Raw genomic sequence first — 25203 nt, 5'->3', positions numbered from 1 at the left:
GGTTATGCTCCAGCCGTTACGGCTTTGGGCGAAATGAAATGTGTATGAATGGCATTGTTTACTTCGTTGAAACTCAACTGCAGATCATCAATAAACTCATTCATGCCGACCTCAACGATGTCTTTTGCCGACATGGCCGATAGTTTTTTGCACAGTGCTTCAAGGATCTCATGCGGTTTTTCCGATTTATCACGCGTGATTCTGTATAGACTTTCCAGAACCGCGTTAAGACAGAACAGGATGGCCCGGGGATGGCCCCGGTCGAGTACCATCAGATCAACCACCTTATCCGGCGTAATCAGGCCCCGGGTCCGGATATAGGTTTCTTTGGCATCCATCGATTCCAGTACAGCACTCCACTGCAGATCATCCATCGGTGTTCCGACCGCATCGAGATGCGGCAGGAGATGAAAATATTTCACGTGCAGCAGCCGCGAGGTTTTGTCGGCACGCTCGAGGTAGCGTCCGACCCGCCAGAAGTGATAGCCCTGACCGCGTTCAATGGTCTCCGATGCCATGGCCTCAATCAGCATGGCATCGCGTTTAATCTCACGGCAGAGCTGAAAGACCCGGGTGTGAAAATGGGCTTTTTCCCGGGTGGCTTCCGGCACCCGTTTCCCCAGCGCATTGATTTCTCTGAACATGTCATCCGAAACCGTCTCCCGCATACCTTTGGCAATGGAACGTGCTGTGCTGAGGCAGCGTGAAATGGAGTTTGGATATTCCGGGTTAAACATTAAAAAGTGCATGACGTTGTCGCGGGTGGGGGCACCGTAGCGGGCTTCAAACAGTGTCCTGTCGCCCGTGATTTCAATAAGCGGTCCCCACTGTTCTTCATCGAGTGATGAATGATCAAGGTTGAGCTGATAGCTTACCTCAAGAAAGCGGGCGATATTCGAGGCGCGTTCAATGTAGCGGCTCATCCAGTAAATATTATCGGCTACGCGGCTGAGAAGCATCAGGCCACCTCCAATCCGGTTTTCCGGTCCACGACCCAGGTATCTTTTGTTCCGCCTCCCTGCGATGAATTCACAACCAGTGAACCTTTTTTCAGGGCCACCCGTGTCAGTCCGCCGGGCAGGACATAGGAGTCATCGCCCCGGTGCAGGATGAACGGGCGTAAATCCACATGCCGTCCTTCAAAGTGGTCATCGACCACAACGGGGGCTCTGGAGAGAGAAAGCGTCGGCTGGGAAATATAATTGCGCGGATCTTTACGCAGTGCACGGGCAAAGGCGTCGCGTTCTTTCTGCGAAGCTTTCGGGCCGATCAGCATCCCGTATCCGCCCGACTCGCTGGCGGGTTTGACGACCAGTTTGTCGAGATTATCCAGCGTGTATTCCAGTGCTTCATCATCGCAGCACAGATGGGTCGGAACACTGGGCAGCAGCGGGTCCTCGCCCAGATAGTATTTTATCATGTCCGGGACAAAGGCATAAACCACCTTATCATCGGCCACGCCGGTTCCCGGGGCGTTGGCCAGCGTCAGGGTTCCTTCACGGAAAGCCTTCATCATGCCGGTACAGCCGAGATAGGAATCTTCGCGGAACACTTCGGGATCCAGAAATTCATCGTCGATCCGCCGATAGATGACATCGATGCGAACCAGCCCTTCGACGGTTCGTGCGCATACATATTTCCCGTCATAAACCAGATCATGGCCTTCCACCAGCAGAGCGCCCATCTGCTGGGCCAGGAAGGCGTGCTCAAAATAGGCCGAGTTGTACACCCCCGGTGTCAGGACCGCAACAGTGGGGCGGTCGATTCCTTCCGGAGCAACATGATGGAGCATTTTCATAAACTGATCCGGATAGTCAACCACGCGCCGCACATGGCTTTTGTGGAAAACTTCCGGAAAGTTACGTTTCATCAGGGTCCGGTTCAGCAGCACATAGGAAACCCCGGAGGGTACCCTGAGATTATCCTCGAGAACAAAAAAGGTGCCTTTATCATCACGCACGAGATCTGTTCCGGTAACATGGGCCCAAACGCCTTTGGGCGGATTCAGTCCCTGACACTGAGGAAGGTACCCCTTCGAAGAAGTGAAAATCCATTCAGGAATCACGCCGTCGGCAATGATGTTCCGGTCGTGATAAATGTCGTCGATAAACCGGTTAACGGCCTTGATCCGCTGTTTCAATCCGGCCTCGACGACATCCCATTCGGCGCCGTCTATTATCCTCGGCACGATATCGAACGGAATCGTCCGCTCGGTACCCTCGTCGGAACCATAAACGTTGAACGTTATCCCCATGCTGTGCATTGCCCGTTCGCTGGCTTCCTGACGTTTCAGCAGATCTCCGTCTGCCAACGATTCGATGGCGTTTACAAGCAACTTCGCTGAATCGCGCGAATGTCCCTGGTTGTCAAACAGCTCATCGAAGAAATCATCCGTTTCGTACGTTTCAAAATTCATGGTTATGCATCCTTGAAAACGTAGATGCATCAGGTGTGCCACCGTCGGGCAACAGAACGTGAGCCTAAGGAAAGAATATGATGTAATACTCTATAAAAACCTTGGTTATAAAATTTATAAAGGCATGGCGCGAGGTGCAGATGCCTTTATATAAAGCATACATATATGTATGTTTATAGCACTAAAGCATCAATATTGTGGTCAACAAAAGAGCATGCTTTCTCCGACTACAAATCCGCATTCTGTCAGATAATCATAAATCTGCTTTCGGGCACCGCGGTTACCAACCATGGAAAGAAGCATACAGGAATCAGGATCAGGAATTTCTTCCGGACGTATGACGGGGGTGTCGCAGTTGAGGCGTCTGGATTTAATATCAATGTAATGTGTAATGCGAAGGCCGCATGCTTTAAGGATTGCAGCCCGTTTGCGGGTAACCCGGCCGGCGCCCCAGATCATGACATCGGGATGGTGGGGATTATTTTTTTCCAGCCATTGGAAAAGGTATTCGGCCTTGGTTTTATAAAATGCGTCCACGGAGTAACGTTGATCCGTGCGTGACAGGCGCGATGGCGGATCGTTCCAGGTGATGAGCTCCTCATTCACTTTGCCCATGTTCACCCCGGCGTCCATCCAGCGGAGCCAGAGTTCATAATCCTCCGGAAACGGACCGTCGCGATAAGCTCCGAATGCCGAAAGCAGTTCGCGGCGGAACATAACGGAAGGATGGGCGAACGGAGATTCCACAAACCGGTTGAGCGCAATATCCTCCGGTTCAGTCAGCGAATTAATCCAGTCCACGTAGGCGGCATAGCCGGCCTGCAGTTTCCGGTCTCCGCCGAACTCGACGCGGCAGCCCGCCAATCCGATCTCCGGATGTTTTTCAAGATAGTTCACCTGCTTTTCGATGCGTTCCGGGCGGCACAAATCATCGGCATCCATTCGGGCAATGTAGCTTCCGGTCGCCGCGGCCAGGCCGTCGTTGAGTGCAGGCACGATGCCGCGATGAGGCCTTTCGAGCAGTATAATACCGTTTTGATCGCGCAGGAGCTCGGTGGTTCCGTCGGTTGAGCCGTCATCCACAACCACAATTTCCATGGATTCGAAGGTCTGGGCACGAAGGGATTCCAGCGTTTTGGAAATAGTGTTCACTGCATTCCAGACAGGCATGATGACCGAAACGATCATGCAAGGAGCCAGTCGAGCGCGGGTTTGCGTTCGGCGAATATTTGAACGTTCAGACCCTGATTTCCAGCAACAGTCTCAAAAAAGGCGAAATCCTGTTCGTTTTCCGTAGAAAAAAGCACAGCCCGTTTCACATTCATATTACCGGCTTCTTTGAGAAGCTTCGGAACGAAGTATATTTCATGCACTTCGAGAGCCAGTTCAACCTGGCACAGGTCGTAGAGCACATGATGGCATTTATATCGATCCATCACGGTGTTCATTTCAACCAGCCCTCGTTCGACAGCCTCCATATCCAGCAGTCCGACGATTTCGGCTACGATGAAGCGCTGCTCCTCATTATATGTGACTTTCATTTTCATTCAGCCCGGTATAGTGCATCTTTGCAGAGGGTTGTCAATAGAGTGTGCCTATTGGCCATAGCGAAAACGAGCGCATATATATTGTGGTTTTTCAGTTGGGCATTAAAAAAGGCGCTGAGTTTATTTTTCAGGCTCCAGAACGCTTATACTTTTTTAACCGTTTTTTTAGATTTGGTGTAAATCAGCTGAACGAAACAGGTTAAATCCTGAGTGTAAAACGCCCTGTTTTGTTTTTTGTTTTTTTTTGCTTCAATATCAATAACTGCATATATATTGTGCGTCTGTTTTCGGGAGGATACTATATCTAGTATGATGATATGCATTCACGAAGTATCCCTCAGACGTTCAGGATCACCATCAGCGCTTGTTTTGCAAAAGGGGCATAAATGGCTATAAAAGTTAAAAAACGCGATTACGCGACGGTCGATTACGACCAGGAAAAAATCTACGCCGCCATCGAAAAGGCGGTCCGGGGGACCATCAAAGATTCCGATGATGTACCACAACATCTTGTGACTATCGTCAAGGACATCACCACTAAAATCGACAATATCATCACCGGATATAAGAGCCGAGGCAATGAGGAAGTCGATGTCGAGCACATTCAGGATCTGGTGGAGCAGCAGCTGATGGGGGCCGGCCTGTACGATGTGGCCAAAGCGTACATTCTTTACCGCGAGGAGCACAAGCAGGCCCGTAATCAGCGCCTGCGTCCCGATGCCTCCGCAATTCAGGACTACATGCTGGCCAGCCGCTATGCCCGTTTTCTGCCGGAGCTCGGCCGGCGCGAAACATTTGCTGAAGCAGTCAGCCGCGTACGGGACATGCACCTGCGTCAATTCCCGGCCGCAGAAGAAGATATCAACTGGGCTTTCGAACAGGTGCTCGAAAAACGCTGCCTGCCCTCCATGCGCTCCATGCAGTTCGGAGGCAAAGCCATCGAATCGAATCATGCCCGCATGTACAATTGCACCTTCGGTATCTGCGACCGGATAGAATTTTTTGCAGAGGGTCTGTTCCTGTTGCTTTGCGGCACCGGTGTAGGCTTCAGCGTTGAGTTTGAACATGTTGAAAAACTGCCTCCGCTGGCGGCAAGTATTGATGAAGGTTCCGTGGTTCACTTTACAATTCCAGATACCATCGAAGGCTGGGCGGATGCCATGCAGGCGCTGATGGACAGCTATACGGAAGGCTATCTGGTCGAGTTCAACTATTCCCTGATTCGTCCGCGCGGTGCCAAGCTGGGTACCTCCGGCGGACGGGCTCCCGGCCATGTTCCGCTGCGTCGTGCACTGGAACGTGCCCGCAGCGTGCTCGACGGTGCTCTCGGGCGTAAACTTAAACCGATCGAAGCCTATGATATTATGATGCATGCGGCCGATGCGGTAATTGCCGGCGGTGTACGTCGATCGGCAACGATCTGTCTCTTTTCGCCGGATGACGGTGAAATGATGAATGCCAAGCGCGGAAACTGGTTCGAAACCAATCCGCAGCGCGGCCGCTCCAACAACTCGGTCAAATTGATTCGCGGCGAAACCTCCAAAGCCCAGTTCCTGCGTATTTTCCAGAAACAGAAAGAGTGGGGCGAACCCGGCTTCTATTTTGCAAACGATCAGTCCCATGGCTGCAATCCCTGCTGTGAAATCGGATTGAACCCGCACCTGGAAGTGAAAGACGACGACGGCAATGTGACCATCGAATCCGGCTGGCAGTTCTGCAATCTGACCGAAATCAACGGCGCCAAGCTGCAGTCCGAAGAGGATTTCCGCATTGCAGTTCGTGCCGCAACCATTATCGGTTCGCTGCAGGCTGCATATACCAGTTTCCCGTATCTCGGTGAAACCACCGAAAAGCTCTGCCGTCGCGAGGCGCTGCTCGGTGTATCGATTACCGGCATGATGGACTCGCCGGCGATTACGCTGGATCCGAATCTCCAGCAGAAAATGGCGAAATATGCCATTGAAGTGAATCGTGAAATCACCCTGAAAATCGGTACAGAACCGGCTGCGCGTCTGACCTGCGTAAAACCGGCCGGATCTACGTCGCTGCTGCTCGGAACTGCATCGGGCATTCATCCGCGTCACGCCCGCCGTTACTTCCGTCGCGCCCAGGCCAATAAGACCGACCCGGTGTACAAATTCTTCAACGAAGTGAATCCGCACATGTGCGAAGAATCCGTTTGGAGTGCCAACAAAACCGACGATGTTATTACATTCTGTGTCGAAGCTCCGGATGAAGCAATCCTGCGCTCGGAAATGTCGGCGATGGATCTGCTGAAGCATGTGCACTCCACCCAGCAGAACTGGGTCGTGCCCGGAACAGCCCGTCCGGAACTCAACCCCGGTCTCTATCACAATGTGTCCAATACTCTGACTGTTCGCGACGACGAATGGGACGATGTGGCCGACTATATCTGGGAAAATCGCGCCGACTTCACCGGCATCAGCATGCTGGCCGCCACCGGGGATAAGATTTACCAGCAGGCTCCGCACGAAGAGGTTGTTACCGCACAGGATGAAACCCTGTGGAACGAGCTGATCTCCAAGTTCCGCTCCGTCGACTACACGCAGATGAAAGAGGAGTCCGACGAAACCAACCTGCAAGGCGAAATTGCCTGTGCCGGCGGCGCCTGCGAAATCGTTTAAGAGTCCCCGCAGGTTCTTCTGCCAAACGCGCGCTTCCGGTAACGGTTGCGCGCTTTTTTGTGTCCTCAAGGCGTCTCGCCGGCTTTCCGCCCAATAGTGCTGAAGAAAAAAAGCGGAACGTTTGTTCTGCGTTTACCGATTGGCTCCTTCGTGATGAATGTCGGGCGGATAATGAAGCCGGATGACAGGTCTACGTTCTGAGCAGGTTGAAGCGTTCGGGTTTCAGGAACTGGTCGAGCAGGGCGGGGGCATGGCCGGAAGTTATATCGCCGGGTTCAGCCGCCGCGAGATCCTGATATAGTTCGAGCAACCGGTTGGCATAGGCGGCCTGGCTGTAATGGGATTCGGCAATGCTGCGGTTGATCTCAATCACTCCGGCAGCAGGGGTCAGGGGAAGCGGGGGGAGTTGTTTTCGGTCTTCGGGATGCGCCGCCAGATGACGGATAACATTCCGCTGCAGCGCTTCATCGAGAATACCAAAATCAACGGTTCCGTTTTTGACGAGCGCGGATTCGGCTTCGGCGAGTATCGCCGGGTTCCAGGGTTTGGAATAGGCGGTGTACATTTCGCGCATCGCTTTTTCCAGGGTCTGGAAAAATGTTGTTTCGCCGGCCCATGCCAGCGGTACGGGCAGGGACTCGTACAGTCCGGAAAGATTGAGGCCTTCAGTTTCAAAGTCAGTGGTGATTTCCGGAAGCCTGCGGCCGATCAGATTTTTACCTTCCAGCCAGGGTTCGAGGAAGGCGAGGCCGAAGCCTTCCTGAATACTGGTCGTCATTAATGCGTCGGCATTATGGACGAGTTCTGAAAAATCGTGTTTGCGACCCGCATCGAATTCAACCGGAAGATTAAGCTCTTCGGCAAACTTGACCCATTCATCATAGTAAACCTGCCACTTGGGATTCTGCGGGGCGAGGGTGCTCTGGAACAGATAACCTTCGGGTGCGAGCAGGCTCCACAGCAGGAATTCGCCGAGATTTTTCCGGCGGATGGCCCGGGCGGGATAGACAATGGTGCGGGTGGTTTTTCCGAGGGGGGACGCTTCGTGTGCGGTGACTGAATTCGGCAGTTCCCGGACGTTGGAAAGTCCGATGTTTTCAAGGAAGGATTTATCCCGGAAATTAATCGGAGCATAGACAATATGCTCGGCATCGGGATAGAGTATCTGGTTCAGGTTTTCGCCGAGAGCTTCGGTGAGCAGTTTATAGTTTGCGGCCCGGCCGTCTTCGGCAAAGTCGTGCGGCTGCAGCAGCAGGCGGCATCCGGCGCCGGCCAGCGTCCAGACGAGTTGCGGCATAAAACCGTTTTTTCCCAGTGCGTGATTGTGGATATGCCAGATGTCCGGATCACGCCCGAAATGATTCCGGGCCAGCTGCCGGAGTTCCTTAACTGATTTTTCCGGCGTTGGAAAATCGGCGGCGTTGGAATATTCCAATGGCTGGAAGGTTCCGGAGATGGGAAACAGTTGCGCATCTTCGGACGTGGCCTCTCCGCTGATACAAAAAAAGTCGATTCGGTCGTTCAGTGATTCAACGGCACGTTCAATCACCCGCGTCACGCCGCCGGGACGCAGGTGATAATGAATGACAGCTACAGCTAATTTATTCATATCCAACCACGGACTACACTGAATACACGGAAACGGCAGCGCTGGAATGTCTGCGTATTCCGTGTTTTCGTGTTTTTTATTTTATGCCGAATTTTTCGCGGTATTCGGGCAGTTCAATCATCGGCGGTCTTTCTTCTTCGACGATGGTATGGGAAACCTGCTCGAATTCTTCGTCGTGGGCCTGGAACTGCTTGAGCACGGTGCTGAGCTCCGGAAGTTCTCCGATGACCCCGAGCTCTTCGGCGCGGAAAAGGAAAGCTCGCAGAATGCCGAACGCCATTTTTCCAAGATCGCGTGTTTCCTGATTGCGGTGCACGCGCTGATCGAGGTCGACCTGGGCGATGGCTTCCATGCCCCATTTTTCATAGACGTCGATCAGGTGTGAAGTTTCCACCCCGTAGCCGATGGGGAACGGGATGGATTCCAGTACTTCGCGTCGTACAGCGTATTCACCGGAAAGCGGCTGCACCAGACCGGTCAGCTCGGGGAAGAAAAGTGAGAAGAGCGGACGTGTGAGAATCTCGGTAACGCGTCCGCCGCCCGATGGCCGTACGCCTTGTGAAAAGGCGAGTGGACGGTCGTAGAACGCTTTCACATAGTGTACTTCCGGGCGGTAAATCAACGGAGCAACCAGGCCGTAGACGAAACGCGGGTGGATGTTTTTGATGTCGGCGTCGACATACACAATGACGTCGCCGTTCAGTTCGTATACCGCTTTCCAAAGGTTTTCGCCTTTTCCCTTTTTTTCCCCGTATTGCGGAAGAATGTCGGAGGAGAGATGAACATCGGCTCCGAAATTCGCGGAAATTTCGCGGGTGGCATCAGTGGAGCCGGAGTCGATCACGGCAATTTCGTCGAGCAAAGGATAGCGATCCATCAGTTCGGATTTGAACATGACAATCTCTTTTCCGATGGTTTTTTCCTCGTTGAGCGTCGGCAGACAAAGGGAGATTTTCAGATTCTGTTTCTCTTTTTCCTCCACCAGTTTTTTGAGGTCCCAGAATTGGGAGTGGTGCATGGTGTTGTTTTTAATCCAATCATTCAGGCTCATTGCAGAATCCTCCGTCGATGGCGAGCAGCATGGCCAGCAGCTGTGCCAGACCGGTGTAAATGGGTTTGATGCGAATGGTTTCATTGAGATCGTGCAGGTTGCTGGCTTCCGTAATACCCAGTGTTACAGCCGGGAGGCCGCGGGCAATCAGTTCGGAAACTTCGGACATGCTCGGGCGGATGGTTGGCTGTACGCCGAGTTTTTCCATGACGAGTCTGCAGTTTTTAACCAGCGGGTGGCTGATGTCGATTCCGCCCGGTTCACGGGAGGAGACAATCTGAAAGTCAAATTCCGCGTTGTTCGGGGAGGAGGCATCGGCGATAATGTCTTCAATCCGTTCCCGTATGGTCTGGACCATTCCGGCATCTTGGCTGCGGACTTCAAAACGCAGGCTGGAGTGAGTGGCCATGACATTGTAGCTTTTTCCGCCGCGAATGGCGCCAAGCACAATGGAGGTCCGGGGGCGTTTCGGAATCGGAATTTCAAGAATACGGTTGATGACTTCGTTCAGTGCAATGATGGCGCTGTTCTGCCCGGCACGCTGCCAGTCGAGTTCTTCGGGAATGCGGCAGGTGATGTATCCGCGGAACATGCCTTCGGCGGTGTAGCTGAGGCGCCCGAGTTTTTCGCCTTCGATGCAGATGCCCGCTTCAAAAGGAATTTTATTATTATCCATGAAAAAGCGAAGCCCGTCGAGGTTGCCGCGGCCGAGTCCTTTGGTACTCGATAGCAGCACCAGATTGGCATTCAGCTGGATGCCGAGCATCTTCAGAATATTGGGCAGGGTGGCCAGCACAGCCATGCCGAGGCTGTTGTCTGCAACGCCGGGACCGACAATTTCTTCGGCCAGTACACTGATGGCATGGTCGACTTTTTCGGAGTAAACCGAATCCGCGTGGGCAACCAGCAGGATATTACGGGATGGATCTTTCCCGGGAATAATGCCGACTCCGTTGCCGGCTTCGTCAGTTGAAATTTTATCCAGTTCGCTTTCAAGCATGCGCTGGAGCAACAGTTTTACACGGGCTTCTTCCTCGAATGTCGGTGATGGAATTTCGCTGAGCATGATCAGGTTGGCCAGGAGGGTTTCCTGTATGCCCGTAAGTTTGTCAGGAAGAGTGGGGAGCAGTTCGAGTATTTCGTCAATGCTTCCAATTTTAGTTTCCATAGAGATCCTTGTTTAATGATGTCCATTAATTGTAATGAAAGACATAGAGCCTTGGCAACCCAGTATGCACTTTTTTGTGACAGGAATTAATAAAACGACAAAAATGCTTTTCATGCTCATCGGTGCGTCTATGCTTTCCGAAACAATTCAGAGGCGAATATGAGCGAAAATATCGGATTTGTTTCAACGCGCTTTGCCGGCACTGACGGGGTTTCCCTGGAGAGTGCAAAATGGGCGAAAGTTTTATGGGATCATGAGTTCAGGAGCTTCTGGTATGCGGGCCGGCTCGATCGAGCCCCCGAAGTAAGCTACTGCGTTCCGGAGGCGCACTTTGAACATCCGGAAAATGTCTGGATCAATGAGCGCATCTGGGGAAAGAGTTTTCGGGATCCGATTGTGAGCCGCCGGATTCGCGATATGGCGGAATATCTGAAAACGACGCTGTATGAATTCGTCAATCACTATGATCTGCGTATCCTTATTTTCCAGAATGCACTGACGATTCCGATGCATGTTCCGCTTGGTGTGGCGATCTCAGAATTTCTGGCCGAAACACGGATTCCCTCCATTGCGCATCATCATGATTTTTATTGGGAACGGGTACGCTTTTCCGTGAACGGGGTTCCGGATTTTCTCGATATGGCGTTTCCGCCGCGTGACGACGAGTTGCAGCATGTGGTGATTAATCAGGCAGCCCGCGAGGAACTGTCATGGCGGAAAGGCCTCTCTTCCGAGCTGATTCCGAATGTGTTCGATTTTGAAACGCCGCCGCCGCCGCCGGATGCCTATACCGAGGGATTGCGCGCTGATCTCGGTTTTTCAGAAGATGATATCCTGATTCTCCAGCCGACGCGTATCGTACCGCGAAAAGGGATCGAACATTCGATCAAACTGCTGGAAACACTGGGTGATCCGAAAATGAAACTGGTAATCTCTCATGCGGGCGGGGACGAGGGCTATGAGTATCAGCACATGCTCGAAGAACTGGCCCATGATTCGGGGGTGGATCTGCGGATTATCGATGACCGCGTCGGAGAGTTCCGGCAGAAAAATTCAAAGGGACAGAAGATCTATACATTATGGGATATCTATCCGTTTGTTGATTTTGTGACTTATCCGAGTCTGTATGAAGGTTTCGGAAACGCTTTTCTTGAAGCGGTCTATTTCAAGCTGCCGATCCTGATCAACCGCTACTCCATTTTTGCGCGCGATATTGAACCGAAAGGTTTCCGTGTGCCTCTGATGGATGGCTATCTGACGAAAGAAGTGGTGGATGATGTCCGCCGTCTGCTCGCGGATGAGGGATACCGGCGGACCACGGTTGAGCACAACTATGCTGTCGCAAACCGTTTCTTCAGTTATTCCGTACTGCGCAGAAGCCTGCGTACACTCATCACCAACATCAAAGGTTTAGAACCATGATTAAAAACCTCGATATTCATGCTTTGGAACGGATGCGCATGCGGTTTAACCGGCTGTATGGACCGCAGGAGGTAGAGCGTCTGCTGGAACGCATGGTGCAACTCATCGGACGGTACGGCATTGGCCTGGAGGGATTCAGCGAGTCAGACCTGTGGGACGAAACGTCTTCGGTGCTCATTACCTATGGCGACATGGTGCAGAATGGAGATGAGGCCCCGCTGAAAGTGCTAAAACGATTTGCGGACCGGCATCTGAGCGGTGCCGTTAATACTGTGCATATTCTGCCGTTTTATCCTTATACCTCGGACGACGGATTTTCCGTGGTCGACTATCGTGCGGTTGACCGCAATCTGGGGAAATGGAACGACGTCGCAGAGCTCGGCCGTGGATTCCGCCTGATGTTTGATCTGGTGCTGAATCACTGTTCACGAAGCAGCAAATGGTTTATCGACTATGTAAATAACATTGCGCCGTACCGGAATTATTTTATCGAAGAAGATCCGGAAACGGATCTGAGTGCAGTAACGCGGCCGCGCGCGCTTCCGCTGTTGACACCGGTGCACACGCAGCATGGTGATACCCACGTCTGGACCACGTTCAGTGATGACCAGATGGATCTCAATTTTTCCAATCCGGATGTGCTTTTTGAGTTTCTGGATATTCTGCTTTTCTATGTTGCCAACGGAGCAACGATTATCCGACTGGATGCCATCGCCTACCTTTGGAAGCAAGTGGGAACAAGTTGCATTCACCTTAAACAGACGCACGAAGTGGTGAAACTGATGCGCGATCTGCTGGATATGGTGGCGCCGGAGGTCGTACTGCTGACAGAAACCAATGTGCCGCACGCGGAAAATATTTCCTATTTCGGCAAGGGCGATGAAGCCCATATGGTTTATCAGTTCAGTCTGCCGCCGTTGTTGCTTCATGGGCTGACAAAAGGGAATTCCACCTATCTCACCAACTGGGCGGCATCGTTGAATGACCTTCCGCAAAAGTGCACCTATTTTAATTTTACCGCTTCGCACGACGGTATCGGGGTACGGCCGCTGCAGGGGATTATACCGAATGATGAACTGCTGAAACTGGCGGATCGTGTGAAATCGCTGGGCGGTCACGTTTCCATGAAAGCGAACTCCGACGGAACTGAAAGTCCCTATGAATTGAATATTACCTATTTTGATGCCATGGGGGACGATCCGGAACGGGTCACTGATCAGCATCTGGCGCGTTTCCTTTGCTCGCAGACCGTTGCGATGTCGCTTCGCGGTGTGCCGGCCGTCTATTTCCACAGTCTGACTGCCACACGGAATAACTATGCGGGGGTCGAGGAAACCGGTCGGGCGCGGACCATTAACCGGTTGAAATGGGATGAAGAGGAGCTGGAAAAACGCATCGCCGACCCGGAGTCACCGACGGCAAAAGTGCTCAAAGAATATACGCGCCGCCTGAATTGCCGGTCGCAGCATAAAATGTTTCATCCCGATGCCGCCCAGCAGGTCGTCAATCTGGGTCCGGAGTGGTTTGCGATTGAGCGCGAGTGGAACGAAGAGCGCGTGGTGTGCATCAGTAATTTTACAGCCGGGTACCAGGAGCTGACGGTCGACGATCGCCTGTACCGCCTGAACCGCACCGACACCTGCACCGACCTGCTTACCGGCCGGCGCTATATGGGCGACGGAAAAGTGATTCCCTTCGAACCCTATCAGACCGTCTGGCTTAAAATTTAAGAACTGCAGGGTTCGCCGCCGGCCGGGAGGAAAAAACGCGCGGTAAAGGATTCCAGCCGCCGGAACTTTTCTGCTAGATTTCCGCACTTTGGAACGCAGAAAGGATTTTCGGATGAATAAAGCTGATTTGATCGTGGCACTCGACGTGCCGAATGCCGAAGCCATGGAGGCTAAACTTCAGGAACTACCCGATTTTATAGAATGGTATAAAGTGGGCCTGGAATTGTTTTGCGCGGAAGGGCCGGCCGTGTTGGAACCGCTGAAAAAACGCGGTAAAAAAATCTTTCTCGATCTGAAACTGCACGATATTCCCCAGACTGTAGCCAATGCCGTAAAAACCGCGGCGAGCCATGGCGTAAATCTGATGACTGTTCACGCCATCGGCGGCCGGGCCATGCTTGAGCATGCGGCAAAAGCTGCGGCAGAATGTGAACATCCGCCGAAAATTGTTGCGGTAACCACGCTGACCAGCCTGAGCGCCGACGATTTTACAGACCTTGGAATCAACCGCACGGTTTCTGAGCAGGCCGTAAAACTGGGTGAGCTGGCGATCAGTTCCGGCATTGACGGCATGGTGACGAGTGCGCACGAAGCCCAGGCGCTGCGCGATGCGTTTCCGGATGCACTGCTCGTTACGCCGGGGATCCGCATGCCGGATGGCGATGTGGGCGATCAGAAACGTGTGGCCTCACCGTCGTTCGCGGTCGATCAGGGAGCGACGCATCTGGTGATCGGCCGACCGATTATGCATGCGGAAGATCCGGTTGCCGCCGCCACGGCCATGCTTGAAGATATGAATAAATAAGTTTATGGAGGGGCACACGGCGTGTGCCCATGGGGAATAAAAAAAATGAACAAACCAAAAGTTTTGATTATTACCGGGTACGGGGTGAACTGCGAAGCGGAGAGCGCCCATGCATGGAGACTGGCCGGTGCCGAACCGGAACTGGTGCACTTAAATGACCTGCTGGATCATCCGGATCAACTGAACGATTTTCAGGCCATGATGTTTATCGGCGGATTTTCCTACGGCGATCACATGACCAGCGGCCATGTTTTCGCTCTGCGCGTCAAACACCATATGCAGGCGCAGCTTCAGCAGTTTATCGATGACGGCAAACTGGTCATGGGCATCTGTAACGGATTTCAGGTGATGACGAAAATGGGGCTGCTGCCGGGGCTGGACGGAAACTGTTTTGAGCCGACGGTTTCGTTGATGCAGAATGACTGCGGCACCTTTCAGAACTTTTGGTGCGACATTAAATTTGAAGAGGATTCTCCCTGTGTGTTCACTAAGGGGCTGGGCACCATGCCGCTGCCAATCCGGCACGGTGAAGGCAAGATTTTCACGCTCGATGATGCGCTGCTCGAAAAACTGGAAGCGAATGGCTGCGCGGCCGCACGCTATGTGGATGCCGACAATAAGCCGACGCAGGCGTTTCCCGCCAATCCGAACGGATCGCTGCATGCGATTGCCGGGCTGACCGATCCGAGCGGGCGTATCTTCGGAATGATGCCGCACCCGGAAGCCTATCTTTTCCCGGAAAACCACCCGAACTGGGACAAGCAGAAGCTGAACGGTGACCTGCCGGAGCAGGGGCTTGGCCTGAAGCTGTTCCAGAATGCGGTAAATTTTATCAACGGAAACTGAAATAATTTCTGTTTCAGCGCGCTGGTTTGTCTTTTGATTTCGCAAACACCGGGGTGAAAAGTATATTTCCCCGTCAACAGCCTTGTCATCCGGATCACTGATCTGGCTCAATGAATCTATGGAGCAGCCTCGGTACAGCCGCAAAAATCAGAGCCGATGGGCCATCGACCGTGTTCGGTATCATCTGAGCAAACCGATGGCGCCACAGCGAGATATGAAAAGTGTGGGCGAAATTCTGAAAGATGTTGTTTCAGATTTCGAACAGCCGGTGCAGGAATATGTTGTTGTGCTTCGGAACGCATGGGAGCGGTTGGCGGGACCACAGATCGCCAAACACAGTGAACCCGGATATATCAAGGACCGTGCTTTGGTTGTTATTGTGGATCATCCCGGCTGGATTCCTGAACTGGAGCGGATGAAACGACCGCTTCTGTTGAAAATCCAGTCCAGTTACACCAGTATGCAGATCCGTCAGCTTCGCTTTGAATTGAAGCACAACTGATCAAAGCAGCGAGCCGGCAAGATCCGCCAGCTCTGAGCGCTCTCCTTTGGTCAGGTTAACGTGTGCATACAATCGCTGACCGGTCATTTTTTCGATCAAATAACTCAGGCCGTTTGAATGACTGTCGAGGTAGGGGTGATCAATCTGAAAAATATCACCGGTAAATACAATTTTCGTTCCCTCGCCCGCGCGGGTGATAATGGTTTTAATTTCATGCGGTGTTAAATTCTGGGCTTCATCGATAATAAAAAACGTATTGACGAGACTTCGACCGCGAATATAGGAGAGCGGCTCAATGATCAGTTTTTTATCATCCATCAGCTTACTCACCTGACTTTTTTTAGTATCGCCCTGTGCATGTTCAATGACGGCAAGATTATCAAACAGCGGTTTCATGTAGGGGTCGAGTTTGGATTGGATATCCCCCGGGAGAAAGCCAATGTCTTTATTACTGAGTGCAACAATAGGGCGGGCCATCAGAATCTGACGGTAACTTTTTTTCCGTTTCAGTGCCCCTGCGAGTGCAATCAGCGTTTTTCCCGTTCCGGCTTTTCCGGTGAGCGTAACGAGGCGGACGTTATCGTTCAGGATGGCGTCGAGGGCATAGGTCTGCTCGGAATTCCGCGGTGTAATTCCAAAGGCCGGAACTTTATCCACATGTTTGATGAGGCGAAGTTCGTCGTCATATACCGCCAGGGCCGATTTCCGTTCGCCGCGTAAAATCAGGTATTCATTTGGAGTCAGCGGATGATCCACGTTCAGCCGATCGGAAGGAAATTCATACGGAGGGGTATACATCAGGTTGATCAGCTCCGGTTCCACCTGCTCTTCAATACGGGTCCCTGTGTAAAGTCGCTGAATGTCAGAAACATGGTCGTTTTTATAGTCGGCGGCAAGAAGACCGACCGCTTTAGCCTTCATTCGCAAATTAACGTCTTTGGTTACCAGTGTAACGAGTTTATCCGGATGGTCTTTAGCCACCGCATAGCCGCTGTTCAGAATCCGGTGATCCGGTTTTTTGGTATCGGAAAAGTTGGCCGCAATATCCTGATCGAACTCGCGATCGAGTTTAATGCTGATTTTCCCACGGCCCGTGCCGATGGATACGCCGCCGTTGAACAGTTTATCTTCCGCCAATGAGTCGAGGGTACGGGTAAACTCGCGGGCGTGAAAGTTCAGTGAATCATTCCCTTTTTTAAAGTGGTCGAGCTCTTCGAGCACCGTTATGGGGATGACAATATCATGCTCGCCAAACTGGTGGATGCAGCTGCTGTCATGAAGGATTACATTAGTATCAAGAACGAAGATTTTCTCCTTAGGGGTGATCATATTTCCTGAGGCCTTTCGGGGTTGGAATTGGAAGGATTAGGGGTCAAGGGCATCAGTTTCATCTCCTTTCCAACCCTTGGAAAGCTGTCGTATATTCGCCTTTCATACATAAATTCTGTCGAAGCCGATAAAATATGTCAACGAACAAGTTGTGGTCTCAGAGACCGGGTTGTACAAGATATTGTAGATAAAAGATTAACGTATAGATTTAGAAAACAACCGGCTTATTTTAAGGCGGTTTTTGGCAACAAAAATATACAGCCGGTCAAATAGCGGTCGTAGGAGCCGCCAGCCCGTAGGAGCTGCCAGCCAGCCTATACCTATGGCACGATAGGCAGCACGGATCACTTCCATACCGCGCAACACCTCATGCTCCGGAGTAACGGCATGAATTTCAGCCGCCAGCATATCGATGGTAAGATGGTCTGCAGGAGGGCGAAAGTCCGGATCGCGAATATCTGAAAATTCAAGAGCGCCCCTAGGATCTCTTCTCATCAGAAAATCACGTTTAGCGCAACAGATCGGACAGTCACCATCATAAAGAATAAGCATCGGGCTATCTAAATCCATCTGGTGATCATGGAGGGTTGCCTTTCTGAAGGAAAGGAAAACCGTCGACCTGAAACCTTGACGCACTCTTTTCAAGGATGTAAATTTTTGTACTCAAGTGCTTTGCATGGGTGTTCTAGGAGGAAATATGAGTGTTATGGCCATCGTTATCGCCTGCGGGAAAGAAGAAGAAATTGCGTCTGGGACAGAAGCCGCATTTCTGCCGCTGGGCAGCGGACCTATTTTATTGCACTCCTTGAAGACGTTTGAAGATGCGGACTGTATCGACCATATTGTGGTGGTTGTGAGGAAAGAACGGGTTGAATCCACTATTCATGCCATTAAACGGTTTGGGTGCACCAAGGTGCACGGTGTTGTGATCGGGGGGGTAAACCGGTTGAGCTCATTGCGGACTGTATTCAGCAAAATCCAGACCGATCCGGGAGTGGTTGTGATTCATGAAGCTTCACGTCCGTTTCTGACGCAGAATGTTTTATCAGAAACGGTGAAACGCGCAAAACGGTATGGGAGCTGTATTGCTGCGCATAAAATTGAAGATGCAACAAAGTATGCGCCGAAAGGAAGCCGTGTGGTTGAAACACTGGATCGCAATACCGTTTGGGCAGCACAAACACCGCAGGCGTTCAAAACGCCGGTTATTAAAGAAGTCATCGACTCAAAAAACAAGGGCATGAAGCTTATTGATGATGAGTCTTCACTGGTTATGCCTTCAACTGAAACCCATCTGTTCGAGGCCGGTTTTGAAAATATGAAAATCCGAACCCGGCACGATCTCGAAGTTGCAGCCGCTTTGCTGCATGCCAAGCTGGTGGGAGATGACGCACCCGGTGAGGGGAAAAGATAAACGTACGTTTTCGCCGGACCACTTAACGTCCGCTGGCGAGACGCAGTGCATTTCTGAAGGGCAGCCCGGCTGCCCTTATTTTTTTCTGCGTTGTCGCGAGGTCATAGTCCACCCGGCGTATCGTAATTGTCTGCGCATCAAGATCGTAGATTACATAGGCCGCTTTGGGGTTACGGTCACGCGGTTGTCCCACACTGCCTACATTGATCAGATACTGAAACCCCGGTTTAACATGCAGCGTCTCGTAAAATCCTTTTTCAATGGCATCGCCTTTCACAAAAGCCAGCGGCACGTGGGTGTGCCCGAAAAAACAGACATTGTTGAACTGGTTCCGGAAATTGGCATCAGCGGCCCGGCGCTTGAAAATATAGTTCCATCGGTGCGGATTGCTCAGGGAGCTGTGCACAATCGTGAAATTCTCGATATCGATGATCAGCGGCAGATGCCGCAGATATTTTCGTTCGAAGGGGGACAGGTGTTTACGGGTCCAGCGGATGCTTTTCTGGGCCATGGGCGTGAACAGTTCCATATTTTCATTGCAGGCCGCATAGTAATCATGGTTTCCCTGCACCACGCTGCAGTTCAGGCTGCGGATCATCTGGAGGCAGCTTTTGGGATCGGCATTATAACCTACCACATCTCCTGTACAGGCATAATGGGTAACGCTCTGTTGTTCGGCATCCTCCAGCACAGCAGATAGTGCTTCAAGGTTGGCATGAATGTCTCCTAAAATTGCATACTTCATTAAAATTCAATTCCAAACTGTTTAAACCGGTTTGTAGCATCATGCCAGCCTACCCGGGCATTTGTAATTTTCCGGCCCAGCTGTGATGTCTTGATGCAGTTCAGGAAATCAACCAATTCCTGATGCGTACCTTCTGCCACAAGTTCAACATCACCGTCCCACATATTCTTTACAAATCCGGTGATTGCGAATGAGGAAGCCAGTTCGCAGACCGTGTAACGGAAACCGACACCCTGAACGCGTCCTGAAAAAAAAGCATGCAACTGCCTGTCTCTATCCTCCGAACTCATGGCTTTGTTTATACCGCATCTCATCAGCGGCGGAAAAGTTCCAAACCTTGAAAAATGTAACAGACTGCTTGTTCGTGAAAACGATCCTTTAACCCGCAGTTTATCTTTTCCAAATATTGGAAGTTACCATTGGGTCCATAAAAACATGGAGAGCATGATGGCCAAAGTGAGATACTACCTTGAAACCGAACCGCAGTCCTGGAGCGGCGTGCGACAGATGCACGCGGCGGGATGTGCGCTGATGCCCGAAAAGAAACAGCTGAAAGCACTCGGTGCATTTGCGACAGCATTGAATGCCATGTCCGAAGCGCGGAAAATCTACCGACGCGCTAACGGATGTTCCTGCTGCTGCAAAGCCTGACCTGTTTTTACGCCAAGTTTTCCGGACGCGTAAAAACCGGCTTGGCCGGTGTGGAAAGTTCGGTATTGAAGGCATAACCGTTTTCGCTGAACTCCAACAGGCCGTCAGGTGTTTTTATCCGATTTTCGATGAGAAAGCGCGCCATGCTGCCACGCGCCTTTTTGGCGAAAAAGCTGATAATTTTAAAGTTTCCGTTTTTTTCATCCTTGAATACAGGGGATATGATGTTCTTGTTCAGCCCCTTTTTGTCGACTGCTTTAAAGTATTCGTTTGATGCCAGATTGATCACAACATCAGCTTCGGTTTGATTAAGCTCTTCGGTAATCGACGCTCTCCAGAATTCATACAGATTTTTTGCGCCGCGAGTTTCCAGCGGACGGCCCATTTCCAGGCGATAGGGCTGGATCAGATCAAGCGGTTTCAACAGCCCGTAAAGACCGGAGAGTATCCGCAGATGCTGCTGCGCAAAATCCAGATCAGCCTTTTTCAGTGAAGGGGCATCCAACCCGTCATACACATCGCCGGTAAATGCGAGTGCGGCCTGCTTGGCATTCTCCAGATTAAACGGCGGGTTCCAGTCCTTAAAACGCTGACGATTCAATTCCGCCAGTTTTTCGCTGATCTCCATAAATTCCATCAGCTGCGGGGTGGAAAACTTCCGGGCTTTGGAAACCAGTTTCCGCGATTTTTCGAGAAAGGCCGGTTCCGTGAAATCTTTCAATTTCGCCGGTTCCATATTCATGCTTTTCGAGGGGGACAATAAACAGATCATTTTCTTTCCATCCGATTTGTATTTCCGGCAATTTCCTGCATCGCAGGGTCTGACTTCGTGCTGCCGGAAATACACAACCATATCGAAATGCGAACGGCGATGCTTAAATGTCACTCTGTGAGCGCATCAAAGCTCAAGAATGTCTTTGAGATATTCCTGATCTTTTTCACTGAACAGTTGCCCGGGAATTCCGTTAACTTTTCCCTGTTTCGACTCTTTCAGAACGATTTTATCGCCGTCGCGGCGCACGAATACCGCATTGAATGTAATTTCCCGATCTCTGATATTCACCGTCCAGTCACGATATTGCGGTTCATCCGGATCGGATTCCTGAACGGGCTGCTGTTCGTCATGGGTTTCGGGGCCCGGATCAGGTTCAATATGTTCATTTTCAATAAAGGTTGTAATGGACAGTCCGGTACGAACGCGGCTCGGAAAACCTTCGGTCGATAATGGCAGACGAAAGTATGTCGACCCATCTTCCGCATCAACCAAAACCGCATTTTCTTCATAATCAACCGGTTCAAATCTGGAACGATAATACCCGAGATAGCGCTGTTCGTTATCAAACAGAATAATTCGATATTTTTCGGATGCATCGACATAACTGGTGTAGATATGCAGATAGGTATCCTCCTCCGTGACGGGATCTTCAATCCGACTGGAGGCGAATTCGTCGACATCCATATCTTTTACCCAATGGTCATCCCCGAGTTCAATGAGGATCTCCTCCACCTCTTTTTCATCGGGCGGGTTTTTGCGAACGGCTTCCGCCGAACGGACGATGATGAACAGCAACGGAATTACGGTTGTTATGATGCGTTGCATTTTCATGTTGTACCTCCATGTTTGTGTTCTTCATAAAAACGATATCGCTCACGGGAGCTTCGGCGGTGTCAGATCGTCATCCTTTCTTCGCCGGCCGGCCCGGCTCCGCTGTGAGTAAGTTCTGCCGCATGCGTTCTGAGGTCGACCGAAAGCGTTGCGCTGTGAATACCGTTTTTTCGGACCATCTCCAGACGATCGTCCGGTGTTTCGGGAATAAACAGCGGGCCGTCAAACGCGGGGTGCGTGTTGCGGAATTCCATCAGTTTGAGCAGGCGCTGAACAACCGGACGACTGACCTGCTGACTGATTTCTTCAATGCTGTAATTATGCCGGTTGATGTCGCGGCCGTTGCGGGTCTGTTCGACCAGATCGGTATCATTTTCGCCGGCCAGCAGGCCGACATAATAAACCTGCGGAATTCCGGGGGCGAAAAACTGGATGGCCCGGGCGGCGATGTAGGCATCGTCGTCGTGGTTAAGCGCGGAATAATAGGTGCAGTTGATCTGATAAAGATCGAGATTCTGGTATTCAGGGCCCGAGTAGACTTTTTTGGCGTTGGACCCTTTTTCATAAAGACCCTCAACCGTAGAATCGATTTCCTCCGGACTGAGCAGATCCTGCACATCCACAATTCCGATACCGTCGTGGGTATCGAGCGTAGTAAACTGTTTGGTCGGGCAGGTCTGCAGCCACTTGATCAGGCGCTTTCCGGTGTGATGGTAAAGTGCATGAAGCATCAGCATGGGAAGCGCAAAATCGTAACACCAATAGCCCTTTTCCTGAAGTTTAAGCTGATAATTGTAATGCTCATGGACTTCGGGAAGCACATCGGTGCCGAACGGCTCAACGCAGTCTTTGAGCCAGTTCAGCAGTTCCCACACCGCCGGCTCCCGGAAAAAACAGTCGGTGCCGATCTCCACGGTCGTGTAGGCAAAAGCATCAAGCCGAATCATTTTTGCGTTGGTTCGTGACAGCCGGATCAGTTCATTACGCATCAGGGTCCGGGTTAACTGTGTACTCCAGTCCAGATCGATCTGTTCATAATCAAAGGTGCACCAGATTCGCTCATTGCTGCCGTCCGGCCGCTGAATTTCCAGGTAGGGCGGCCGTGGTTTCCGGGTATATACTTTGGCCAGATCTTCATCGCTGATCCCTTCGGGTCCGAATTTCTGGAAGCTTAAAAACAGATCCGCAAATTCTGATTCCGGACCCAGTTCAAGATAATCCTGGAACGCAGCGGACTGGCGGGAAATGTGGTTGACCATAAAATCGATCATCAGGTCAAAATCGGCTCCGATTTTTTCAATATCCTCCCAGGTTCCAAACTGTTCATCCACCTCCGCATAGTTGATCGGGGCAAAACCGCGATCAGCGGACGAGGGATAGAACGGCAGAATGTGCACGCCGCCGATGGCGTCGGCGAAATATTTACGCAGACAGTAATGCAGGGTCAGCAGATTTCCGCCCAGGCTGTCGGGATAGGTGATGAGTTGTACTTTATTCTGCAGATTCATGTTTATGCCTCAATACTGTTTTGGAGGTTGTAGTGCGCAATGCCCTCGAGAATTCCGCCGGCGCAGTCGGCATCTGCAAAATAAATTTTACGTTTTCCCTTAAAGGCTTCGAGTTCGGCGCTGTAGTTTCCGACCACCACACCGGCGGTATCGCCGCGCAGCATTTCGGCATCATTACCGGAATCGCCGGCCACCAGAATATTCGCAAGCGGGATGTGCCATTTATAGCTGAGGTAGCGGATGGATTTTCCTTTCGATGCCCGATGCGGGAGGATGTCGAGAAACTGTTCGTGTGAATAGATCAGGGTATAGCGGCAGCGGTTTTTCTGAAGCAGATCATGAATCCGGGTCAGGCGGTCCTTGCCGGGATCCATATTATAACTGACCTTGTGCGGCCGCTGGGTATCCTCTTCCTGATATTCCAGAAAATCCAGCGGACGGAGCAACTGCCGTATTTTTTCCCGGTTCCAATGGTTGGAAATATGTGCTTTCCAGCCCTGGTCGGCATGCTGTTCGGCTCCGTAATAAATTTCCGCTCCCACCGATGTGATCATGATATCCGGCTGCGGAATGCCGTGTTCCGCCAGAATTTCAGTGGCCGATTCAATGGTACGCCCGGTGGCGATGCCGAAGCCGATACGGCCGTGACAGTTCCGAAGAAAATCAATCAGCTCCGGCAGCCGGCTGTTGTCATCGCCGATCAGGGTATTATCGATATCGGTAATCAGAAAATGATTCAATTCGGCAAACCGCCGCCCGATGGCTGAAGGCGTGGCCGGTGCGGCGGTTTCCGCAGGTTTGTTTTTTTCGATGACGCCCGAGATTTCTTTGATGTACTGCCGGGCGTGACTTTCCCAGGTGTAGTGGTTGCGGATATTCAGAATACCGTTTTTGGAATAATTCTCCCACACGTCGGGATCGGAAATGATGGATTTAATCGATTTTGCAATGGCGTCGGAATCGGTCGGATCGACGAGCAGCCCGTTTTTACAGTTTGCCAGAATATCGCGCGGTCCGCCGTCGTCGGTAGCCACCAGCGGGAGACCAGTGGCGGCGCCTTCAAGCAACGTGAGACCGAAGGGTTCCGTGAGGGCGGCGTTCACAAATACACCGTTGCTGGCGGCTGCGATCCGGTAGAGTTCCGGAACTTCCAGGTCAAAATCATGCTTCTTCGGAATCGCCATTTTTCCATACAAATCATACTTGTCCATCAATAGCAGCATATCGGTCAGCACACCCTGTTCGTTGTCCTCCATAATGGTGATGTCTTTACGAATGCCGGCATAGATGGCGAGGTTGGCCATGGCCTGCAGCTCCCTGTCCGCACCGAAGGCTTCAATCAGACCGGATATATTTTTGCGTTTGTCGGGACGGCAGAGCGCCAGAACAAGCGGTTTATCCTTTGCTTTGAAAAAGCGTTCGAGTTCCCGGAGAAGCGAGGCGCGTGCATACCGGGCTTCGATATCCGGTTCATTTTCTTCGAATTGATCGTGGTAATACGGATAAAATTTTTCCAGATCGATCCCCGGCGGTATGACGCGGTATTCGGGGCCGTGCTGATAGGTGTACTGTCCGTATTGCTCGTCCACTTCCTGACGGGTACTGGTGATGATCAGTTCAGCGGATTTCAACACCTCTTCCTCCGCATCGATCCGCTGGGAAATCATATATTTTCGGTTGATTTTTTCTTCGGTCATTCCGTCGCTGAGCAGTTTCTGTTTTTTGGAACGGCCCAGCGAATGCCCGGTGAAAATGAACGGTACGCCGAAGAGACGGCTGAGCCACATGGCAACATAACCGGCATCCGCATAATGACCGTGTACGACGTCGGGCATGCGGCCTTCGCGTTTGATAAACTGAACGGTTTTGTCGATATACTCATCGAGGTAGCGCCAGAGCAGTTCTTTCCGGTGGTATTTTCCGCCGCCGCAGGGGATGCGCACAATGCGGAACGTATCCGTGACCTGTTCAATGGAAATGCTGTAATCCTCCGACACCGTTTTATCCCGAATCTGCCGGGTGAACAGATCGACCCGTTCCACTTCGGGCTGCCGGGAAAGTTCAAGGCCTTCTTCGAGGACATATTTAATCTGTCCGCCGGTGTCGGCGTCGCGGCCCATTTCCAGATTGGAGCTGCGGATCAGTCCGTGCAGGCTGAACATCTGTATGTATAGTTTTTCGTTCGTCATCTGACTGCTTTCTCTATGAT

General features: G+C 51.6%; 23 protein-coding genes. 8 read left to right on the top strand and 15 right to left on the bottom strand.

Annotated elements, in window-relative coordinates:
- Nucleotides 1-2: 2 nt before the first annotated feature.
- From P9H32_RS03500 to P9H32_RS03485, 4 genes are all read right to left on the bottom strand, one after another.
- Nucleotides 3-959 carry an alpha-E domain-containing protein gene (locus P9H32_RS03500; RefSeq protein WP_322607480.1) on the bottom strand — a complete coding sequence of 319 codons (957 nt, stop codon included), beginning with the start codon at nucleotides 957-959 and terminating at the stop codon, nucleotides 3-5.
- The gene (locus P9H32_RS03495; protein WP_322607479.1) at nucleotides 959-2416 is read right to left on the bottom strand and encodes a circularly permuted type 2 ATP-grasp protein; all 1458 of its coding nucleotides are present in this window, start codon (nucleotides 2414-2416) and stop codon (nucleotides 959-961) included. Before P9H32_RS03495 ends, P9H32_RS03500 begins: the two co-directional genes overlap by 1 nt.
- A gap of 201 nt (nucleotides 2417-2617) precedes the next feature.
- Nucleotides 2618-3586 carry a glycosyltransferase family 2 protein gene (locus P9H32_RS03490; RefSeq protein ID WP_322607511.1) on the bottom strand — a complete coding sequence of 323 codons (969 nt, stop codon included), beginning with the start codon at nucleotides 3584-3586 and terminating at the stop codon, nucleotides 2618-2620.
- 14 nt (nucleotides 3587-3600) lie between these two features.
- Nucleotides 3601-3957, bottom strand: a complete 357-nt coding sequence (locus P9H32_RS03485) for a hypothetical protein (protein WP_322607478.1) — start codon at nucleotides 3955-3957, stop codon at nucleotides 3601-3603.
- 392 nt (nucleotides 3958-4349) lie between these two features.
- On the opposite strand from P9H32_RS03485, the gene P9H32_RS03480 reads away from it, so the two are divergent.
- Nucleotides 4350-6608 carry an ATP cone domain-containing protein gene (locus P9H32_RS03480; RefSeq protein ID WP_322607477.1) on the top strand — a complete coding sequence of 753 codons (2259 nt, stop codon included), beginning with the start codon at nucleotides 4350-4352 and terminating at the stop codon, nucleotides 6606-6608.
- Nucleotides 6609-6798: 190 nt separating this feature from the next.
- Here P9H32_RS03480 and P9H32_RS03475 read toward each other — a convergent pair whose 3' ends face one another.
- The 3 genes from P9H32_RS03475 to P9H32_RS03465 all read right to left on the bottom strand — a co-directional run bounded on the left by P9H32_RS03475 (nucleotide 6799) and on the right by P9H32_RS03465 (nucleotide 10436).
- Complete coding sequence (locus P9H32_RS03475; protein WP_322607476.1) at nucleotides 6799-8217, bottom strand: glycosyltransferase family protein; 1419 nt, start codon at nucleotides 8215-8217, stop codon at nucleotides 6799-6801.
- 76 nt (nucleotides 8218-8293) lie between these two features.
- Entirely contained in the window at nucleotides 8294-9268 is a 975-nt protein-coding gene (locus P9H32_RS03470; protein ID WP_322607475.1) for a glucosyl-3-phosphoglycerate synthase, read from the bottom strand.
- The gene (locus P9H32_RS03465) at nucleotides 9255-10436 is read right to left on the bottom strand and encodes a M20/M25/M40 family metallo-hydrolase (RefSeq protein WP_322607474.1); all 1182 of its coding nucleotides are present in this window, start codon (nucleotides 10434-10436) and stop codon (nucleotides 9255-9257) included. Before P9H32_RS03465 ends, P9H32_RS03470 begins: the two co-directional genes overlap by 14 nt.
- A gap of 159 nt (nucleotides 10437-10595) precedes the next feature.
- Here P9H32_RS03465 and P9H32_RS03460 point away from each other — a divergent pair, with 159 nt between their 5' ends.
- From P9H32_RS03460 to P9H32_RS03440, 5 genes are all read left to right on the top strand, one after another.
- Nucleotides 10596-11858: a glycosyltransferase family 4 protein gene (locus P9H32_RS03460; RefSeq protein ID WP_322607473.1), complete on the top strand. Its 1263-nt coding sequence runs from the start codon at nucleotides 10596-10598 to the stop codon at nucleotides 11856-11858.
- A complete protein-coding gene (locus P9H32_RS03455; RefSeq protein ID WP_322607472.1) occupies nucleotides 11855-13588 on the top strand; it encodes a sugar phosphorylase in 1734 nt (577 codons plus the stop codon). Before P9H32_RS03460 ends, P9H32_RS03455 begins: the two co-directional genes overlap by 4 nt.
- Before the next feature lie 112 nt (nucleotides 13589-13700).
- A complete protein-coding gene (gene pyrF, locus P9H32_RS03450; RefSeq protein ID WP_322607471.1) occupies nucleotides 13701-14393 on the top strand; it encodes an orotidine-5'-phosphate decarboxylase in 693 nt (230 codons plus the stop codon).
- A gap of 45 nt (nucleotides 14394-14438) precedes the next feature.
- A complete protein-coding gene (locus P9H32_RS03445; protein ID WP_322607470.1) occupies nucleotides 14439-15239 on the top strand; it encodes a phosphoribosylformylglycinamidine synthase subunit PurQ in 801 nt (266 codons plus the stop codon).
- Between the two features lie 196 nt (nucleotides 15240-15435).
- Nucleotides 15436-15741, top strand: a complete 306-nt coding sequence (locus P9H32_RS03440) for a DciA family protein (RefSeq protein ID WP_322607469.1) — start codon at nucleotides 15436-15438, stop codon at nucleotides 15739-15741.
- Here P9H32_RS03440 and P9H32_RS03435 read toward each other — a convergent pair whose 3' ends face one another.
- Complete coding sequence (locus P9H32_RS03435) at nucleotides 15742-17070, bottom strand: PhoH family protein (RefSeq protein WP_322607468.1); 1329 nt, start codon at nucleotides 17068-17070, stop codon at nucleotides 15742-15744.
- Nucleotides 17071-17265: 195 nt separating this feature from the next.
- Nucleotides 17266-17640 (bottom strand): thiol-disulfide oxidoreductase DCC family protein, encoded by a 375-nt coding sequence (locus P9H32_RS03430; RefSeq protein WP_322607467.1) that lies wholly within the window; start codon nucleotides 17638-17640, stop codon nucleotides 17266-17268.
- A 127-nt stretch (nucleotides 17641-17767) separates the two neighbouring features.
- On the opposite strand from P9H32_RS03430, the gene P9H32_RS03425 reads away from it, so the two are divergent.
- A complete protein-coding gene (locus P9H32_RS03425; RefSeq protein ID WP_322607466.1) occupies nucleotides 17768-18484 on the top strand; it encodes an IspD/TarI family cytidylyltransferase in 717 nt (238 codons plus the stop codon).
- Nucleotides 18485-18506: 22 nt separating this feature from the next.
- On the opposite strand, the gene P9H32_RS03420 is transcribed toward P9H32_RS03425, so the two are convergent.
- The gene (locus P9H32_RS03420) at nucleotides 18507-19229 is read right to left on the bottom strand and encodes a metallophosphoesterase family protein (protein WP_322607465.1); all 723 of its coding nucleotides are present in this window, start codon (nucleotides 19227-19229) and stop codon (nucleotides 18507-18509) included.
- Nucleotides 19229-19543: an acylphosphatase gene (locus P9H32_RS03415; RefSeq protein ID WP_322607464.1), complete on the bottom strand. Its 315-nt coding sequence runs from the start codon at nucleotides 19541-19543 to the stop codon at nucleotides 19229-19231. The genes P9H32_RS03420 and P9H32_RS03415 overlap by 1 nt, the downstream gene beginning before the upstream one ends.
- A gap of 133 nt (nucleotides 19544-19676) precedes the next feature.
- Here P9H32_RS03415 and P9H32_RS03410 point away from each other — a divergent pair, with 133 nt between their 5' ends.
- On the top strand, nucleotides 19677-19880 hold the full coding sequence (locus P9H32_RS03410; RefSeq protein WP_322607463.1) for a hypothetical protein: 204 nt from the start codon (nucleotides 19677-19679) through the stop codon (nucleotides 19878-19880).
- Between the two features lie 7 nt (nucleotides 19881-19887).
- Here P9H32_RS03410 and yaaA read toward each other — a convergent pair whose 3' ends face one another.
- The 4 genes from yaaA to P9H32_RS03390 all read right to left on the bottom strand — a co-directional run bounded on the left by yaaA (nucleotide 19888) and on the right by P9H32_RS03390 (nucleotide 25183).
- On the bottom strand, nucleotides 19888-20652 hold the full coding sequence (yaaA, locus tag P9H32_RS03405) for a peroxide stress protein YaaA (protein ID WP_322607462.1): 765 nt from the start codon (nucleotides 20650-20652) through the stop codon (nucleotides 19888-19890).
- A 126-nt stretch (nucleotides 20653-20778) separates the two neighbouring features.
- Entirely contained in the window at nucleotides 20779-21486 is a 708-nt protein-coding gene (locus tag P9H32_RS03400; protein WP_322607461.1) for a hypothetical protein, read from the bottom strand.
- A gap of 62 nt (nucleotides 21487-21548) precedes the next feature.
- A complete protein-coding gene (gtfA, locus tag P9H32_RS03395; RefSeq protein WP_322607460.1) occupies nucleotides 21549-22994 on the bottom strand; it encodes a sucrose phosphorylase in 1446 nt (481 codons plus the stop codon).
- 2 nt (nucleotides 22995-22996) lie between these two features.
- Nucleotides 22997-25183, bottom strand: coding sequence for an HAD-IIB family hydrolase (locus P9H32_RS03390; protein WP_322607459.1), 2187 nt, complete (start codon nucleotides 25181-25183; stop codon nucleotides 22997-22999).
- Between the last annotated feature and the right edge of the window lie 20 nt (nucleotides 25184-25203).

It is taken from the genome of Pontiella agarivorans, assembly GCF_034531395.1.
Taxonomy (GTDB): domain Bacteria; phylum Verrucomicrobiota; class Kiritimatiellia; order Kiritimatiellales; family Pontiellaceae; genus Pontiella; species Pontiella agarivorans.
The sequence above is the reverse complement of the archived record's forward strand: the minus strand, read 5'-3'. Positions and strand labels throughout refer to the sequence as shown.

What these genes read in the sequence shown, in the direction of transcription:
- P9H32_RS03500 (WP_322607480.1), bottom strand. Translation starts at nt 959, where the DNA reads ATGCTTCTCAGCCGCGTAGCCGATAATATTTACTGGATGAGCCGCTAC.
- P9H32_RS03495 (WP_322607479.1), bottom strand. Translation starts at nt 2,416, where the DNA reads ATGAATTTTGAAACGTACGAAACGGATGATTTCTTCGATGAGCTGTTT.
- P9H32_RS03490 (WP_322607511.1), bottom strand. Translation starts at nt 3,586, where the DNA reads ATGCCTGTCTGGAATGCAGTGAACACTATTTCCAAAACGCTGGAATCC.
- P9H32_RS03485 (WP_322607478.1), bottom strand. Translation starts at nt 3,957, where the DNA reads ATGAAAGTCACATATAATGAGGAGCAGCGCTTCATCGTAGCCGAAATC.
- P9H32_RS03480 (WP_322607477.1), top strand. Translation starts at nt 4,350, where the DNA reads ATGGCTATAAAAGTTAAAAAACGCGATTACGCGACGGTCGATTACGAC.
- P9H32_RS03475 (WP_322607476.1), bottom strand. Translation starts at nt 8,217, where the DNA reads ATGAATAAATTAGCTGTAGCTGTCATTCATTATCACCTGCGTCCCGGC.
- P9H32_RS03470 (WP_322607475.1), bottom strand. Translation starts at nt 9,268, where the DNA reads ATGAGCCTGAATGATTGGATTAAAAACAACACCATGCACCACTCCCAA.
- P9H32_RS03465 (WP_322607474.1), bottom strand. Translation starts at nt 10,436, where the DNA reads ATGGAAACTAAAATTGGAAGCATTGACGAAATACTCGAACTGCTCCCC.
- P9H32_RS03460 (WP_322607473.1), top strand. Translation starts at nt 10,596, where the DNA reads ATGAGCGAAAATATCGGATTTGTTTCAACGCGCTTTGCCGGCACTGAC.
- P9H32_RS03455 (WP_322607472.1), top strand. Translation starts at nt 11,855, where the DNA reads ATGATTAAAAACCTCGATATTCATGCTTTGGAACGGATGCGCATGCGG.
- pyrF (WP_322607471.1), top strand. Translation starts at nt 13,701, where the DNA reads ATGAATAAAGCTGATTTGATCGTGGCACTCGACGTGCCGAATGCCGAA.
- P9H32_RS03445 (WP_322607470.1), top strand. Translation starts at nt 14,439, where the DNA reads ATGAACAAACCAAAAGTTTTGATTATTACCGGGTACGGGGTGAACTGC.
- P9H32_RS03440 (WP_322607469.1), top strand. Translation starts at nt 15,436, where the DNA reads ATGGCGCCACAGCGAGATATGAAAAGTGTGGGCGAAATTCTGAAAGAT.
- P9H32_RS03435 (WP_322607468.1), bottom strand. Translation starts at nt 17,070, where the DNA reads ATGATCACCCCTAAGGAGAAAATCTTCGTTCTTGATACTAATGTAATC.
- P9H32_RS03430 (WP_322607467.1), bottom strand. Translation starts at nt 17,640, where the DNA reads ATGGATTTAGATAGCCCGATGCTTATTCTTTATGATGGTGACTGTCCG.
- P9H32_RS03425 (WP_322607466.1), top strand. Translation starts at nt 17,768, where the DNA reads ATGAGTGTTATGGCCATCGTTATCGCCTGCGGGAAAGAAGAAGAAATT.
- P9H32_RS03420 (WP_322607465.1), bottom strand. Translation starts at nt 19,229, where the DNA reads ATGAAGTATGCAATTTTAGGAGACATTCATGCCAACCTTGAAGCACTA.
- P9H32_RS03415 (WP_322607464.1), bottom strand. Translation starts at nt 19,543, where the DNA reads ATGAGATGCGGTATAAACAAAGCCATGAGTTCGGAGGATAGAGACAGG.
- P9H32_RS03410 (WP_322607463.1), top strand. Translation starts at nt 19,677, where the DNA reads ATGGCCAAAGTGAGATACTACCTTGAAACCGAACCGCAGTCCTGGAGC.
- yaaA (WP_322607462.1), bottom strand. Translation starts at nt 20,652, where the DNA reads ATGATCTGTTTATTGTCCCCCTCGAAAAGCATGAATATGGAACCGGCG.
- P9H32_RS03400 (WP_322607461.1), bottom strand. Translation starts at nt 21,486, where the DNA reads ATGAAAATGCAACGCATCATAACAACCGTAATTCCGTTGCTGTTCATC.
- gtfA (WP_322607460.1), bottom strand. Translation starts at nt 22,994, where the DNA reads ATGAATCTGCAGAATAAAGTACAACTCATCACCTATCCCGACAGCCTG.
- P9H32_RS03390 (WP_322607459.1), bottom strand. Translation starts at nt 25,183, where the DNA reads ATGACGAACGAAAAACTATACATACAGATGTTCAGCCTGCACGGACTG.